The 15,915-nt window shown below is 69.9% G+C and carries 11 protein-coding genes; 5 read left to right on the forward strand and 6 right to left on the reverse strand.

Annotated features, from left to right (window positions below):
• Window positions 1-73: 73 nt before the first annotated feature.
• Window positions 74-1,105: an alpha/beta hydrolase family protein gene (locus tag ABZ079_RS08255; RefSeq protein WP_356938611.1), complete on the forward strand. Its 1,032-nt coding sequence runs from the start codon at window positions 74-76 to the stop codon at window positions 1,103-1,105.
• Between the two features lie 25 nt (window positions 1,106-1,130).
• Here the strand turns inward: ABZ079_RS08255 and ABZ079_RS08260 are convergent, their stop codons facing one another.
• From ABZ079_RS08260 to ABZ079_RS08285, 6 genes are all read right to left on the reverse strand, one after another.
• The gene (locus tag ABZ079_RS08260; RefSeq protein WP_356938612.1) at window positions 1,131-2,372 is read right to left on the reverse strand and encodes a glycosyltransferase; all 1,242 of its coding nucleotides are present in this window, start codon (window positions 2,370-2,372) and stop codon (window positions 1,131-1,133) included.
• 605 nt (window positions 2,373-2,977) lie between these two features.
• Window positions 2,978-5,035, reverse strand: coding sequence for a discoidin domain-containing protein (locus tag ABZ079_RS08265; RefSeq protein ID WP_356938989.1), 2,058 nt, complete (start codon window positions 5,033-5,035; stop codon window positions 2,978-2,980).
• 1,187 nt (window positions 5,036-6,222) lie between these two features.
• On the reverse strand, window positions 6,223-6,510 hold the full coding sequence (locus tag ABZ079_RS08270) for a hypothetical protein (protein WP_356938613.1): 288 nt from the start codon (window positions 6,508-6,510) through the stop codon (window positions 6,223-6,225).
• Window positions 6,511-6,684: 174 nt separating this feature from the next.
• Window positions 6,685-9,123: a hypothetical protein gene (locus ABZ079_RS08275; protein WP_356938614.1), complete on the reverse strand. Its 2,439-nt coding sequence runs from the start codon at window positions 9,121-9,123 to the stop codon at window positions 6,685-6,687.
• Between the two features lie 997 nt (window positions 9,124-10,120).
• Entirely contained in the window at window positions 10,121-10,282 is a 162-nt protein-coding gene (locus tag ABZ079_RS08280; RefSeq protein ID WP_356938615.1) for a hypothetical protein, read from the reverse strand.
• A gap of 100 nt (window positions 10,283-10,382) precedes the next feature.
• The gene (locus tag ABZ079_RS08285) at window positions 10,383-11,453 is read right to left on the reverse strand and encodes an LLM class flavin-dependent oxidoreductase (protein ID WP_356938616.1); all 1,071 of its coding nucleotides are present in this window, start codon (window positions 11,451-11,453) and stop codon (window positions 10,383-10,385) included.
• A gap of 222 nt (window positions 11,454-11,675) precedes the next feature.
• Between ABZ079_RS08285 and ABZ079_RS08290 the strand changes: the two genes are divergently transcribed.
• Genes ABZ079_RS08290 through ABZ079_RS08305 form a run of 4 tightly spaced genes read left to right on the forward strand, consistent with a single transcriptional unit; the run spans window position 11,676 to window position 15,892 of the window.
• Window positions 11,676-12,920, forward strand: coding sequence for a DegT/DnrJ/EryC1/StrS family aminotransferase (locus tag ABZ079_RS08290; protein ID WP_356938617.1), 1,245 nt, complete (start codon window positions 11,676-11,678; stop codon window positions 12,918-12,920).
• Window positions 12,902-13,087, forward strand: coding sequence for a tautomerase family protein (locus ABZ079_RS08295; RefSeq protein ID WP_356938618.1), 186 nt, complete (start codon window positions 12,902-12,904; stop codon window positions 13,085-13,087). The genes ABZ079_RS08290 and ABZ079_RS08295 overlap by 19 nt, the downstream gene beginning before the upstream one ends.
• Before the next feature lie 58 nt (window positions 13,088-13,145).
• Window positions 13,146-14,222: a ketoacyl-ACP synthase III family protein gene (locus ABZ079_RS08300; RefSeq protein ID WP_356938619.1), complete on the forward strand. Its 1,077-nt coding sequence runs from the start codon at window positions 13,146-13,148 to the stop codon at window positions 14,220-14,222.
• On the forward strand, window positions 14,222-15,892 hold the full coding sequence (locus ABZ079_RS08305; protein ID WP_356938620.1) for an AMP-binding protein: 1,671 nt from the start codon (window positions 14,222-14,224) through the stop codon (window positions 15,890-15,892). The genes ABZ079_RS08300 and ABZ079_RS08305 overlap by 1 nt, the downstream gene beginning before the upstream one ends.
• The last annotated feature ends 23 nt before the right edge of the window (window positions 15,893-15,915 follow it).

The raw sequence follows: 15,915 nt of genomic DNA on the forward strand, positions 1-15,915 counted from the left end.
TCGTTTCGTCCGCACAGGGGCGAGGAGCAATGCCCCTTCTGGTTCGCTGATTTTCCAAGGCGGTCCTCAGCCCATGTCATTCGACTTCAGAAGCAGCGTCGGCCGAGCAAGGCTGATCAGCTATTGCGTCCTTCAATTCCTGACCCTTGTGACGTTGCCGTTCGTTGCCGGGCCGACAGCATCCGCCTCCGGGGACGTGCCCCCGCCGCCCACCGGCGCCCGGATCACGGCCGAAAAAAAACTTGACGCCCGGATGCTGGATCTGACCGTGCAATCACCGGCCATGCGTGGCACGGTGCCTGTCCGTGTCATCCTGCCCAGGAACTGGAGCAGCGAGAGAACGCGCGGCTACCCCACACTCTATGTGCTCCACGGTGGAGAGGACGACTACACGTCCTGGACCCGCGAGACGGACATCGAGGATCTGGCGAAGGACTCCGAGACGCTGATCGTGATGCCGGACGGCGGCAGAAACGGTCAGTACTCCGACTGGTACGCCGGCTGGCCCCGCTGGGAGACCTTTCACACCCTTGAGCTGCCCCGCCTCATGGAACGCAGGTTCCAAGCGAATTCCACCCGCGCGGTCATCGGTCTCTCGATGGGGGGACTCGGCGCGCTCAACTACGCGGGCCGGCACCCGGGCATGTATCGCTACGCGGCCAGCCTGAGCGGCATCGTCGACCTCGACGACCCTGCGACTCACGCCTTCCTCTGGGCCTACAACGCCACCCACGACAACGAGCTCGTCCGCACCTGGGGTGACCCGGCACAGCATCCGGACATCTGGGCGTCACACAATCCGTCCGCCATGGTGACCGCCTACCGCGGCACGAAGATCCGCCTGTCCGTGGGGACCGGCGAGGTGGGACCTATGGACGCCGGCCGGGACTCCGCTTCGGTACTCGCGTCGATGTCAGAAGGAATTTTCAGGCCCAGCCAGGAGCGGTTCGCCGAGTCACTGCGCGCAGCAGGTGTGGACGTCACGACGCACATCTACACGCCCGGGACACACTCGTGGCCCTACTGGAAACGGGAACTGCACCTCCTCTGGCCCACGGTGATGAACGAACTCGGTCGCCAGGCCGGTACGAGGACTCCTGCCTGATGGAGGTTCGCGCGGACGTCGGCCGTCACCGGGCCAGTCGGTCAAGAGTCCGGCAGGCATGCGCCACGCCGTCCTCGGCGCTCAGTACCCGGCCCAGCCGTCGGGCAGTCTCGGTGTACCCGCTGGTGTGGGTGACGGCGCGCAGCCGTTCCGCGAGGACCGAGACCGTGAGGTGCCGGGCCGGCAGCGGCTTCGGGCCCGCGCCCAGCCGGTGCACCCGCTCGGCCCAGTAGGGCTGGTCTCCGAAGAAGGGACAGACCAACGACGGCACTCCGGCCCGCAGCGCGGCGGCGGTGGTGCCCGCTCCGCCGTGATGCACCACCGCCGCCATGCGTCGGAACAGCCAGTCGTGGGGAACGTCTCCGACCACGAGGACGTCGTCATCGCTCGTCGTGGGCTCTCCCGTCAGCACGCCTCGCAGGCCGGCACGCCGCAGTGCCGTCCGTACGATGCGGTCGGTAGCCTCGGGATCACCGGTGCCCATGCTGCCGAAACCCACATAGACAGGCGGCGGCCCACTGTCCAGGAAGGCGAGGAGATCCGGCGACGGAGTCCAGGACGGCTGCTCATGAAACCAGTAGCCGGTCACATGGACGTTCGGTCCCCAGTCGCTCGGCCGCGGCACGACAACGGGGCTGAACGCACACAGCACGGGGGCGGAACGGACGTGGCGAAAAGGGCCGAGTGGGGACATGGGGGAGAGATCGAGGCTCTCGCGTCGCCAGGTGTTGACGGCTTGGCGGCAGGCCAGCCAGGAGGCCAGATCGACCGCGTAGAAGCTGAGGCGGTTGCCAAAGGCTCCCAGGAACCGCGCAGCGGGAAGCAAGGGATGCGGGAATGCCCCGGAGGGATGGCTCGGCTGGAAGTGGATGACCGCATACGGGACCTGCAGGTACTGACTCAGATGGAGGCCCAGAAAAGTCAGGCTGGGGGTCAGGATGAGATCGGCTCCCGCGACGCCGGTCTGAATTTCCGAGAGCATGCGGGCGATCAGTGGCCCCAGAATCCGGTGGAGACCACGAATGAATCTCACCGCGCTGCGCCCACCGGCGAGTAGTTCCTGCCCCTCGGGCGACGCAACGATCTCGACGGGATCCAGCGAGAGTGAATGGAATTCCAGGCCCGCTGCTGTGATCAGGCCGCGATAGCGGTGGCTGGCGATCACCCGCACGACATCGCCCTGTTGATGGAGTCGTCGCCCCAGTGCCAGACACGGTTGGACGTCCCCGCGGGATCCCGCGGCAAAAATCACTACGGTCCGGCCCATTTCCACCTCGGCATGTACTAGGCAAAGCGCCCCAGGATTACACCGCACGCGCGCCGCCCTACCAGCAATCGCCTGACTCCCCGCGTGTCGGGTGACTCCGACTCGAAAACGAGTCGATGTATACCCCGAGCCGCCCGATCCGCAGCCCGGACCCGCGCCACAGTCCTGGAGCTGGAACCAGATGAAGTGACGCTGCGGGTGAGCCGCGACCTCGCGAGCGGCCAGCTCCGCAGCATCGAACCTGGCCTTCCCTCGCCTGCCGTGCCCCGTCCGGGAAACATCTGAACAGACAGCCCATCACACCGCGGTACGCCATCCGGGTGTCAATCCGTTGTCCGCTGTTGCAGTCATATGCCAACTGGGCGGATAACAGTGTGCATCCAACCGGTGGGCCGCCCGCCCTCTCCCGGGGGGAGCGGCTGCCCAGCCGTCGCGCGCGTCGGTTACGGCCGAGCGCCGGGGGCGGCAGCCGCGATGGGTACCCCTGCGAGAGGGGTTTGGATCCGCCAGCCGGCGGCGGCCGACGCCGGCTGACGCGGACCTTTCGTGTACGACCTCGTTGCGGACGGCACCGTCGGGCCCGTCGCGGGCCGGTGGAGAGGCCGTCAGCTGCTGTGGACGCCGACCTCGTGCAGCGAGTACCCCCACCTGGTACCGCGCTCCGAGCAAGTGATGCGGAGGTAGCGCGCCGGTGTGCCGGTGAAACGGGCGGTGCCGAGGCCGCCGTGGCCCGTGGTGGTCGACCAGACCGTCTGCCAGTTCGCGCCGTCCGTCGAGAGCTGGATGCCGTACGACCTCCCGTACGCGCTCTCCCAGTCGAGCGTGACCCGCCCGACCCGGTGGGTGGAACCCAGGTCGATCCGCAGCCACTGGTCGTCGCTCCAGCCGCTGGCCCAGCGGGTCTCCCTTCTGCCGTCGACGGCGCGGCTCGGCGCGTAGCTGGTGAAGGGGTTCCACTCCGTCGAACTGGCCGTGGCCGGCGCCCCCTCGGCGAGGTTGACTCCCCCCTGGTGCTGCTCGGTCGCTCCCCAGGTGTCGAGGTAGGACCCGGCCCCCCGGAAGAGGTCGTTCACCACCCCCTGGCCTCCGGCGAGCCTGATGTCCTCGATCCAGTCCGGGACGAGGCCGTAGTGGGCGGCTCCGTCGGTGTTCAGGTCCCAGGTGCGCTCACCGGTGGTCTGCCGGTCGATGAGGGATCCTCCGTCGACGCTGCGGAAGGGGTACGTGACCTTGTCGGGGGCGTCGGCGCCCCGGGGTCCCGGCCAGCCGCCGACACCGTTCATGTCCGTGCCGTAGCCGTAGCCGACACCGTACTTGTCCCGCAGCGCCTTGGTGCGGTTCGCCTCCGCCACGAATCCCTCGGAGCCGTGCATGTACTGGGCGATGAAGCCGCCGAGGCCGTAAACCCGTTCGGTCCAGTTCAGGTCCATCCAGCTGTGCGAGGAGATCACGCCGGGGTAGGAGCCGGCCTCGAAGATGTCGAGCGCGCGGTCGACGGCCTTGACGCTCATGTGGTCGATCTCCAGCATCATCCTGCGTTTCATCATGCCGCGCACGGCATACTCGCCGAGGTCGGTGAGCCCCCGGACGTTGCACTGCGCGTCCGAGTCGTAGGAGGGGACCCTTACGCCCGCCGGGAGTCTCGCCTCGGCTCCGGGTGCCGCGGCCGAGCCGATCGGGTTGTCATGCTGTGGGCCCGTGCACGTCTCCGTCTTCCAGAAGGTGCCGGTCGACAGGAACTGCCCGACGTTGATGGCCGTCCCGAGCGTGCCCGAGTCGAAGCGGACGCCGCACAGCGCGTTGTCGAACTTGTGGCACAGGAACATGCTGCGTACGCCCAGCGCGTACAGCTCGTCCAGGCCGGCGTCGATGTCCTTCCTGTCGCACTGCGGGATGTCCAGGATCTGCTTGCATCCGAAGGGCTCGGAGGTCTCCACCCCCAGGACGACCGCCAGCTTGCCCTGCCTGACGACGTCCCGCGCCTGGGCGCTGTCGGTGACGATCCGGAACCAGCCCCTGCCCGGGCCGCCGTACATCTTGTCGATGTAGGCCTGCAGGTCGTACGTCAGCTTCGCCTGCAACCGGATGGACGTCATCTCGTCGCAGGTGCGGTCCTTGAAGAAGTACACCGAGCAGATCACACCGTTGGTGACGAGGTCGTTGACGAGCACTCGCTGGCCGCCGCGCCAGGCGCGTTCCACCCACGCGTAGTAGTTCTGCTGGTGGGTCAGCGAGTCGTGTGCGGGCCAGTCCCTGAACGTGGGCCAGCCGACCGGATCGTGTCTGCCGTCACCGCCCTTGGTGATGAAGTCGAAGACGGCCAGCGAGCCGTCGGGGTAGTGCTCGGGACAGTCCTTGAGCGCGTCGGCGATTCCCGCCTCGGAGAACGTCTTGCCGCAGATGAGGCGCCCGCCGAAGGCCTCGTTCGCGAACAGGTGGTCGTGGGCGTCGACGAACCCGCGTACCCGGCCCTTGGCGTCGGTGCCCGTGAACGGCTCGCCGATGACGCCGATCCCGGAGTCCGGGGTCGGTCGTGCGCTTGGGACCCACCAGTCGTTCCCGGCCGCCGAACTGGGGGCGGGGCCGAGCACGACGGCCAGTAAGAGGAGGAGCAGCGACACTACGGTGACGTCTTTGCGTCGGCGGTACGGGCGGCTGGTCATGGCCACGGCCCACGTCCCTCGGTCGGCGGGATGCGCGGTCGACCGACAAGGAGGTCCAGGCCCCGAGGCGCTCACGCATACCGATTTGTCATGTCCTACACAATCCGTGGGGCATGAGCATGGTCAGTGCCGTCTTCCGAGTCAATACTCGGGTTCCAGACTGGCGGCAGGCACCTGCGCGTGGGCCGGTTCCTCCACCGCCCCGCTCTTCTCCCCTGCCGTGCCGTTCCACCGCGTCATAGCCGTTCCCTTCCGAGCCGTGAAGATCCGGCTCCCGAAGCCGCAGGCACGAAGCCGCGGCCCTTCACCGGGTCCCCCGTCACCCGGGGCTCCAGGCCCGTCAGAGGAACCCGCGAGCACCTGCGTGCCGCGTTCCCCAAGGTGGTGTGCCGTGAGTACGCGAGCGACGGCGCGTTCCCGCGCCGGGTCCGCGGATACCACTCGGTGCCGGTGGTCGACCACCGGCACGGGGCGGCGAACCGACCTCCGCGTACAGGCCCGGAGTCCCCTTGACGAGGCCATCGACGTCCACGGTCCGCTGCCCACGACCACCGCGCTCCCGCCGGTCGGCGAGGAGACTCCGCCGACCGCAGGTGGCGCCGGTGCCGGTCCAGCACCGCAGCAGGTCCTGGAGCGCGTCCAGGACCTGGTAGAGGGTCGGTCCGGCGTGGACGGGTGGTGGTGCCGGCCGCGCCGGGAGCAGCGGCCTTCGATGTGGTCCAGGCCCAGGTACCACCAGCCGGGATCACCCGGCGTAGAGCACCACCAGGGTCCGGTCGCTCGACTCGCCGCAGGTGCTGCCGGGCACCCACCGGACGGTTCGGAAGCGTGCGGGCACCGCTCCGCGCGCGGGTGGGCACACAGCCCACGACCCCGCACCGCACCACCCGGCCATCAGGTTCACCGCGTGGCGATGGTGATCGTGCCGATGCCGCCCGCTCGTTGTTGGGCGGCCAGGGCTTCCTGGTAGGTGACGTACTGGCGGATCGTGCCGTCGGGCAGGTTCAACTGGTAGACGATAAGGGGCTGCGGGGATCCGCCGCCGCAGTTGCAGGCCATGTCTGTTCTCGTTTCTCTCGGTGTTTGAGTGCCGCAGTGGCGGCCGTTGCGCTGTCATGCCGCCCGCAGGCGGCGCACTGTGCAATGCGCACCTGGTGGATGGTTCCCTGAGGGGTTTCGGCGTTGTTTCAGTCCAGCCACCGTGAGGCCACTCCGGCGAGGTAGGACAGGCTCAGGGCGATTGCCGGTACCTTGAACCAGGCGTTGTCCGCCAGTGCGAGGGCGTAGACGGTCATGGCGGTTGCGACCCATACGCTCGCGCACCATCCGCAGCTGACAAGGTAGGCGGCCTTGGAGTCGTCGCCGAAGCGATCGGCGACCTGTGATCTGAGGCCGGCCGCCAGCGTGTCCTTGGTGAGGAAGCGGGTGATGCGGCAAGTGGCGCCGAGGGCCAGCAGAAACGCCGTCAGGTTCATGGAAGTCTCCCCTCAGCGGGTGGGTTCGTTGCGGGGCAGCGCGTCCGCGGGCGGCGTGTGCGCGCTCGCCGTTAGGCTTACCGGCCGGGTCGTCCCCCCGTCCTTGCACGACGGGGGGACGACTCCGTACGGGGAGGACGATCGTCTATCGGCAGACCGTCATGTCAGGACCGGTCACGCCGACGGCAGGCAGGGCAGCAGGGTGCCGGTCGCCTGGACGGCGGTTCCGCCGACGGTGGCGGTGGCGGTGAAGGTGCCCGCCAGTACCTGCAGCAGGCTCAGGCTGGTGTTGAGGGTGGCCGTGCCGGTGGCGTCGGTCACCGCGGTGCCCACCAGCTGCCCGCCCACGAAGAAGCTCACCGTCACGCCCGCGGTCGCAGGCGAGACCCGCGCCTGCAGTGTTGCCGGGAAGGTGGTCGGCAGCGGGATCTGCAGGTTGGCCTGCCAGCAGGAGGGCAGCGCCTGGAGCCGCACTCCCGTCCCTACCGCGGTGACCGTGATGCTGAGCGGCGTGGAAGCCACCCCGCTGCAGGCGCAGGCGGTACCGGTCGCGGTGGCGGTGGCCGTGACCGACACCGGGCCGGCGGTGGGGAAGGTCACCGAACCGGTGGCGATCCCCAGGGCGTTGGTGGTGACCGTCACCGGAGTCGCCCCGCCGCCGCTGAAGGTGACCGAGGCACCGGAGACCGGCAGACCGTTGCACAGCACCACAGCGGTCAGGCTGGTCGGCTGCCCGGCGATCACCGTCCCCGACGGCGGCAGCAGGAACACCAGGCAGGACGGCTGCGCGGTCACGGTGACGGTGACCGGGGCGGAGGACACGTTCGTGCACGCGCAGGCGGTGTTCGTCGCGGTGACCGTTGCCGTGACGGACACCGGCCCGGCGGTGGGGAAGGTCACCGAACCGGTGGCGATCCCCAGGGCGTTGGTGGTGACCGTCACCGGAGTCGCCCCACCACCGCTGAAGGTGACCGAGGCACCGGAGACCGGCAGACCGTTGCACAGCACCACAGCGGTCAGGGTGGTCGGCTGCCCGGCGATCACGGGACCGACCACAGGCCGGAGCACCACCGTGCAAGTCGGCCGCGTGGTCACGGTGATGGTGAGCGGGGTGGAAGAGACGTTCGTGCAGGCGCAGGCGGTACCGGCCGCGGTGGCGGTGGCCGTGACCGACACCGGGCCGGCGGTGGGGAAGGTCACCGATCCGGTGGCGATCCCCAGGGCGTTGGTGGTGACCGTCACCGGAGTCGCCCCACCACCGCTGAAGGTGACCGAGGCACCGGAGACCGGCAGACCGTTGCACAGCACCACAGCGGTCAGGCTGGTCGGCTGCCCGGCGATCACCGGACCCGACGGCGGCAGCAGGAACACCAGGCAGGACGGCTGCGCGGCCACCGTGACGGTGACCGGGGCGGAAGAGACGTTCGTGCACGCGCAGGCGGTGTTCGTCGCGGTGACCGTTGCCGTGACCGACACCGGCCCGGCGGTGGGGAAGGTCACCGAACCGGTGGCGATCCCCAAGGTGTTGGTGGTGACCGTCACCGGAGTCGCCCCACCACCGCTGAAGGTGACCGAGGCACCGGAGACCGGCAGACCGTTGCACAACACCACAGCGGTCAGGGTGGTCGGCTGCCCGGCGATCACCGGACCGACCACAGGCCGGAGCACCACCGTGCAAGTCGGCTGCGCGGCCACCGTGACGGTGACCGGGGTGGAAGAGACGTTCGTGCACGCGCAGGCGGTACCGGTCGCGGTGGCGGTGGCCGTGACCGACACCGGGCCGGCGGTGGGGAAGGTCACCGAACCGGTGGCGATCCCCAGGGCGTTGGTGGTGACCGTCACCGGAGTCGCCCCACCGCCGCTGAAGGTGACCGAGGCACCGGAGACCGGCAGACCGTTGCACAACACCACAGCGGTCAGGCTGGTCGGCTGCCCGGCGGTCACCGTCCCCGGCGGCGGCAGCAGGAGCACCAGACAGGACGGCGCTGCGGGGAGGGTGACGGTGATCGGCGCGAAGGTGCACGCCACACAGGTGTCGGTTGCCGGGGTGAAGCTGACGGCGACCGTCTGACCACCCGTCAGAGTCACACCCAGATCGACGGTTTGGACCACGCCGTCGACCACCGAGGCCGTCACCGTGGTCCCATCCGGCAGGGTGTAGGTCAGGGTCCCGTTGACGGAGGCCAGGCCGGCGCTGCAGGTCAGCGTGGTCGTGGCTGTGGTGGTGCCGCCGGCGGAGGCGGACAGCGTCGTCGAGATCGTTCCGGCCGGTGCCGCAGTGACGGTCACCGTGCCGCTGTCGGACCCCACCACGGCGCCGCTGGCGTCGACGTAGGTCACTGAGATGAGCTGTACACCGGAGCCGACGGCCGTGAAGGTCGCCGGGCCAGCGGCGCCGGCGACCACGGGCAGCGTCTGGGGTGTGTCGCCGTCGTAGGTGAAGACGGCCGAGGTGGCTCCGGTGGGCGCGCCGGTGGCGATGACGCTGAACGTCGAACAGGCCGCCACCGTCGAGGGAATGATGGTTACTGCCATGAGAGCAGCCCCTTTTGCGGAGAGTCGGGTGTGGGCTGCCGCGCACGGCCGCACGCTTAGTTGGTGCGGTTCACGCATTCACCTGCCGGGGTGCCCATGCATGTGGACAACGACCGTCAAACGATTCGCTGTCCCGACGCCCCGACAGAGGATGGGCACCCACAGTCGGTTACCGCCATTACAACCACACGAGCCAAATCCAGACCATATGCCCGATGAGGATTAACTCGAATGGCCTAATGTTCGTCGCATCACCACGCACAGTGAGCACAGCGGAAACGCCGTAACCAAAAAACGCATGACTGGCTGAACTCCCTTGAGTGCGCCCCGGCCTCTGACAGTTGGTCGCGCAGACGCGCCACCGATCCCGGCGAGGACCGCGGCCAGACCGCCCGCCGGTGAATAGGCGCACGCGGCCGACGGCGACCTGGCTTCGACGGAGAGCGGTGCGAGAAGGGCTTCCCCATGGAACGCGCAGTCAGCAGGCTCACACACTTCCGGCACGGTGTGCGCCCACGTCTACCGAGCCACGACCGAACCGGGGGACGCGATCACGCCCGACTCGTGGTCAGTGCCTGCCCCTCGGGCCTTGTACGAGTTCGGTGAAACGGCGGGCTTACCGCCCCTGGCCCGCTCGCGGTCACGGGAACCATCAGCGCGCTGAATTCAACGGGCGACGTCACCGAGCGGCTGTGGGAGGCGGTCCCGCAACCGGCGGTCATCGCCGGGGCCGCCGGCCTGCGGGCGCTGCCGGGGATCACGGTGACGTCGGCCGGCGGGACGGCTGCGGCCGGTGCCGGCCCGAGCGGCGGAGATGACGATTCCTCTCGGCGTCTCCCCCGCAGGCAGCGGCATACGTACGGGCCGCGCCGGCGGCCGGCGCTCACTCGGTCAGGGCGTGTTCGCCCCGGTGCCACATCTTGCCCAGGGCGAGCGGGCCCCGCCACCGCCGCTCGCGGAAGCTGCTCACCGGACGCCCGCCGAGGCCGGCGGGTGGGTGGCGAGCAGCAGGTTCTCCACGGCCATGGCAGGCACAGCTTGCCGGTGCGGTGGATCCTCTGCGAGATCCGACCGGTCAGGCGGTGGATGCGGGAACGGCCGACGCGGGCCGGGCAAAGAAGGCCGGGGTGCCGATGACGCCGGGTGCGAAGGCCGTACCGGGCCCCACCGCCCGGGGCTCGCGCACCACCACCGAGGACCAGGCCCGTTCGTCGGAGGCGGTCGGCGCCGCCACCATGGCATGGCTTCCAGCATGTCCTCGACGAGCTCGTCGTCGAGGCACAGGGGGGCCTAGTCGCGCAGGGCCGTGCGGGTACGCATGCCGTTCAGCGCGTCCTTCATGCCGCCTCCCCGAACTCCGGCATCACCTCGGCGGCGAACAGTTCCATCGCCGCTTCGGCCGTGGCGTAGGCGAGTCCGCCGGGGTTGAACTGGAGGCTGAAGGAAAGGTCCTCGCCGAATCGCTCGCGAATCGCGCGGATCTGCCCGGTGACGCCGTCGGGGTCGCCGGCGAGCACCTTGTCGGCCGCGAGAGAGCTCGCGAAGTCGTAATTCTTGGCCTTTTCCAGGAACTTGTCGTAGCCGGGGTAGTCGGCGCTCTTTCCGGTGGCGAGCGGGGCGACGGCCGCGGCCATGTGCTGGATGTAGTTGCGCTCGTAGATCTCGCCCTGGCTGCGGGCCTCGTCGGCGTCCCCGGAAAGGTAGCAGGTGTACTTGATCTGGACGCGCCGGGCGGCCGGGTCGTGGCCCGCGGCGTCCCAGGCGGCGCGATAGGCGTCGAGCATCGCGGCGAGCTGCTCGGCCGAGGTGACGGACGGCACGACCTGCAGGTGGTGGCCCGCGGTACCGGCCGCCGCGCACGACTCGGCGCTGGTGGCCGAGGCGACGAAGATCGGCGGGTGCGGCTGCTGGTACGGCCGGGGCAGCAGGGTGACCGGCCCGAACCGGTGGAAGCGGCCCTCCCACACCAGGTCCTCGGTGGTCCACAGCCGGCGGCAGGCCTCGACGCCCTCGGCGAACCGGGCCCGGCTCTCGTCCATGGGAATCCCGAAGGCCGCGAACTCGGTGGGCAGGAAGGCCCGTCCGAACCCGACGTCGAGCCGGCCGTGGGAGATGTGGTCGAGCATGGCGAGCTTTCCCGCCAGTTTCACCGGGTGGGTGAAGGCCGGGACCACGGCACCGGTGGCGAGCCGGATGCGTGTGGTGCGTGCGGCGGCCGCGGTGAGCAGGGTGACCGGGTCGGGGCTGTACCCGCCGTACGAGGTGAAGTAGTGCTCGACCGTCTGGGCCTGCGTGAATCCGAGAGATTCCGCGCGTTCGATGAGCCGCAGCGTCTCGTCGTAGTAGTCGGTGGCGGATTTCACCGCCGGATCGACCACCGGGAAGAAGTTGACACCGAATTCCGTCATCGACGGCCCTCCTGACTACCGGCGTTCGAGTGGCGCATTCAAGAAGAAGCGAGTCCGGCGACGGCCGTCAAGGAAAGCGGGCGGTGTCATGTCAGCCCGTCAGCGGCGGGTCAGGAAATGCCGTTCTCCATTGCCGTGGTCGTGGCGGGGCTGTTTGTCTGCGGGTCATGCGCTGTCGCGGGGGAAGCGGCAGCCGACCCCGATCGAACGCCGGAGGACGTCATGCGCGGAACCTATGCCGTGCCGTACGCGAGCCGTGGCAGCATCCTCGGTGGCGCCGAGCGCGAGGCGATCGGACAGCTGATCGCCTCGGAGGACCCGCTGTCGATGGGATCCTTCCGGGACCGCTTCGAGCAGCGGTTCCGGGAGCACACGGGCTCGCGTCACGCTCTGTCGGTCACCAGCGGCACGGTGGCGCTGGAACTCGCCATCCACCTGCTGGACCTGAAGGAGGGTGACGAGGTCATCGTCACCCCGCAGACGTTCCAGGCCACCGCTCAGCCGTTGCTGGGGCTGCCGGCCACGGTGCGGTTCTGCGACGTCGACCCCGACTCCCTGAACGTCGACCCGGCCGCCCTGAAGTCGCTGGTCAACGACCGTACCCGGGCGGTGCTGCTGGTCCACTACGGCGGCTGGACAGCGGAGATGGACGAGATCTCGGCGCTGACCCGGGACCGCGGCATCGTGGTGATCGAGGACTGCGCGCACGCGCTCGGCGCGGTCTACGACGGGCGCCGTCCCGGCTCCCTGGGCGACATCGGCTGCTTCAGCTTCCACGCCTCGAAGAACATCACCACACTCGGCGAGGGCGGCATGATCACCCTCGACCGGGACGACTGGGCGGAGCGGATCGACCGGCTGCGGTCCAACGAGGTCGACGGCGACTTCGCCGCCGCGCCGGGCGGGCTCCAGCTCGGCCGGGAGCTGCTGCCGTGGATGAAGTACGCGTCACCGGCGTACGAGAAGGTGTGCTCCGGTGTCCGCCGGCCGGGCACGAACGCCACGCTCTCGGAGGCGGCGGCGGCCGTGGGCCTGGCCCAGATGGACCGGCTGGAGGAGTTGGTGGCCCGCCGCCAGTGGATCGCGGCACGCCTGAACAAGGTCATCGAGAGCCATCCGCACACCCGCGTCCAGCGGCCCCGGCCGGGCGTGGAACACGCGCAGCACCTGCACACCTTCTTCGTTGACGGGCCGCCCGGGATGCGCGAAGCGGTGATCCGCGGCCTCGACGAGCGCGGGGTGGAGGTCCAGCTGCGCTATCTGCCGCTGCACCTGATGCCGGAGTGGCGGGACCGGGGGCACGGCGTCGGCGAGTGCCCGGTGGCGGAGGAGCTCTGGTTCCACCAGCACGTCAATCTGCCCTGCCATCCGGGGCTGGCCGACGAGCAGGTGGAGCACCTGGTGTCGGCGCTCGAAGCGTCCTTGCGTACCGCAGTGAAGGGACTGTCATGCCTCTCATCGAAGTGACCATCTACGAGGACCGGCTCGACGAGACGACCCAGGGCGAGCTGGTCGCCCGGCTGACCGACGCGGCCGCCTCCGTCTTCGGCGAGGGCATCCGTGAGCACACCTGGGTGGTGCTGCGGGGCGTGCCCCGGGAGCGGTGGGGCATCGCCGGAAAGACCGGCGGGTGACCGTCGTGGCGTGGGGCGGCGGGGACACACCGGGTGACGAAAGGGCAGACGCAACGCCATGAAATTCGAGGAGACCTATCTCGCGGGGGTGGGCACCTACGTCCCGCCTGCCGTCACGACCGAGTCCGCGGTCAAGGAGGGCTGGTACACCGAGGACGCCCGGAAGGCGTCCGGTCTGGAGTCGGTGGCCGTCGAGGACTCCCTGCCGGCGGTCGACATGGCCGTCCTGGCGGCGCGGACGGCCGTGGAGCGGTCCGGGCACACGGCGGACGACTTCTGCGGCCTGCTGCACAGCAGCACCTACTACCAGGGGCCGGACGGCTGGTCGCCTGCCCACTACGTGCTGGGCAACACACTGGACCGGCCAGTCTCCGCCTTCCATGTGCAGCACGGATGTCTGGGACTGCTGGCCGCCCTGGAGTCGGCGGCGCTCCGGCTCGCCGCAGGCGGCGAGCGGGACGCGGCGATGCTGCTGACGGCGGCGGACAACTTCAACACGCCGCTGGTGGGCCGCTGGACGTCGTCGTCGATGTTCGTCCTCGCGGACGCCGGTTCGTCGGTGGTGGTCTCGCGACGGGGCGGCTTCGCCCGGCTGCTCGCGATGGATTTCGTCTCCCAGCCGGCCATGGAGGCCATGCACCGGGGTGACGAGCCGCTCTTCCCGCCGGCCGAACCGGTTCGGCACGCCATGGACTTCGAGGGGCGGCTGGAGAGCTGGCGCGAACAGTGGGCCGAGGGAGGTGCTATCCCGCTCGCCGACTTCGGCGAGCTGATCGCGGCCACGGTGGAACGCACGCTCCGGGCGGCCGGGACCTCGCTGGACCGGATGGCCCGGGTGGTGCACAACGGCTTCAACCAGGACCCGTTGGGTGTGTTCCTGCTGGACCCGCTGGGTCTGGACGCCTCCCGCGGCACCTGGCAGCTCAACCGCACGATCGGCCACGCCAGTGTCTCCGACTTCGTGATCGGCCTCGAGCACCTGTGGCGCACCGGGCAGGTGGTCCCCGGCGACCAGGTGCTGGTGCTGGGCTTCACCACCGGCATGGAGGCCGCCTGCGCCGTACTGGAGATCACCGCGGCGCCCGGGGAGGGCCACGGCGCCCTGCCCGCGTCCGACTCCCGAGGAGGGCAGTGATGCTCGAAGGTTTCACGCCGTGGCCGCAGAACGCGGCCGAGCGGTACCGCACCGAGGGCCTGTGGCGGGGCGAGAGCCTGGTGGACCTGCTGGACACCGCCGCGCGGGCACACGGCTCCAAGACCGCCCTGGTGGGCGGAGATCGCCGGATCGACTACGGCGAACTGGCCCTGCTCACCCGGCGGACGGCCGCCGGCCTGCGGGCCCGCGGCATCCGGGCGGGTGAACGGATCGTGGTCCAGCTCCCCAATGGGCCGGACTTCGTGGTGGTCTGCTTCGCGCTGTTCCGGCTGGGAGCCAAGCCCGTCTTCGCCCTGCCGTCCCACCGCCTCCAGGAGATCCGCCACCTGTGCGAGCTGTCGGGGGCGGTCGGGTACGTCTTCCCCGAGAGCCACCACGGATTCGACCATCTCGCGCTGGCCCACCGAGTGCGCCGTGAACTGCCCGCGCTGCGGCACCTGTTCGTGCTGGGCAAGGACGCCGAGGGGGACGCCGTCCCGCTCGCCGAGGTCGACGCCGATCCGGTGGAGCTGCCGGCCCCCGACCCGTCCGACGTGGCGTTCTTCCTGCTGTCCGGCGGTACGACGGCCCTGCCCAAGCTGATCCCGCGCACCCATGACGACTACGCGTACCAGGTGCGGGCGGCGCGCGAGGCCTGCCCGGTCGGTGCCGACGACGTCTATCTGGCCGTCCTGCCCGTGGAGTTCAACTTCACCTGGGGCTGCCCGGGCGTGGTCGGCGTCCTCGGCGCGGGCGGCACCGTGGTCATGGCCGAGGAACCCGTCCCGGAAGTGTGCCTGCCGCTCATCGCCCGCGAGGGGGTGACGTTCACCTCCGTCGTCCCGAGCGTCCTGCAACTGTGGCTGGAGGCACGGGAGTGGATGGACGACGACCTCCGCAGCCTGCGCTTTCTCCAGGTGGGCAGCGCCAAGCTGTACCCCGAGACGGCCGAGCGGGTACAGCCCGCCTTCGGCTGCCGGCTCCAGCAGGTCTTCGGCATGGCCGAGGGTCTGCTCACCTTCACCCGCCCCGAGGACCCCGCCGCCACGGTGCTCACCACCCAGGGCCGCCCGGTGTCACCCGCGGACGAGATCCGTATCGTCGACGAGCAGGACCGTCAGGTGCCGGTGGGCACGGTCGGGGAACTGCTCGCCCGCGGCCCCTACACCCTGCGCGGTTACTACCGGGCGCCCGAGCACAACAGCCGGGCCTTCACCGAGGACGGCTTCTACCGCAGCGGCGACCTGGCCCGGCTGACCCCGGAGGGGAACCTCGTCATCGAGGGCCGGATCAAGGACGTGATCATCCGGGGCGGGGACAAGGTGTCCGCGGCCGAGGTCGAGGGCCATCTGCTCACGCTGGACTCCGTGGCCCGCGCGGCCGTGGTGCCGTACCCGGACGAGTTCCTCGGCGAGCGCACCTGCGCCTACGTCGTCCCGGCCGGCCAGGCTCCTTCCCTGCAGGGAGTCAAGGCCGCCCTGGAGGAGCGGGGACTGGCCGCCTACAAGGTGCCGGACCGGCTGGAGATCGTCACCGAGCTGCCGCTGACGGGACTCGGGAAGATCGACAAGAAGGTATTGGCCGCCCTCGCCCGCGGTGAGTCCACCTCGTGGACCACCGGCCTGCTGCCCTCTACCGGCACGCGTGCGGCCACCACGGACAGCGAATGACCCACTCATGACACACGATGGAA

The organism is Streptomyces sp. NPDC006314 (assembly GCF_040613075.1).
In the GTDB taxonomy this organism is placed as follows: Bacteria; Actinomycetota; Actinomycetes; order Streptomycetales; family Streptomycetaceae; genus Streptomyces.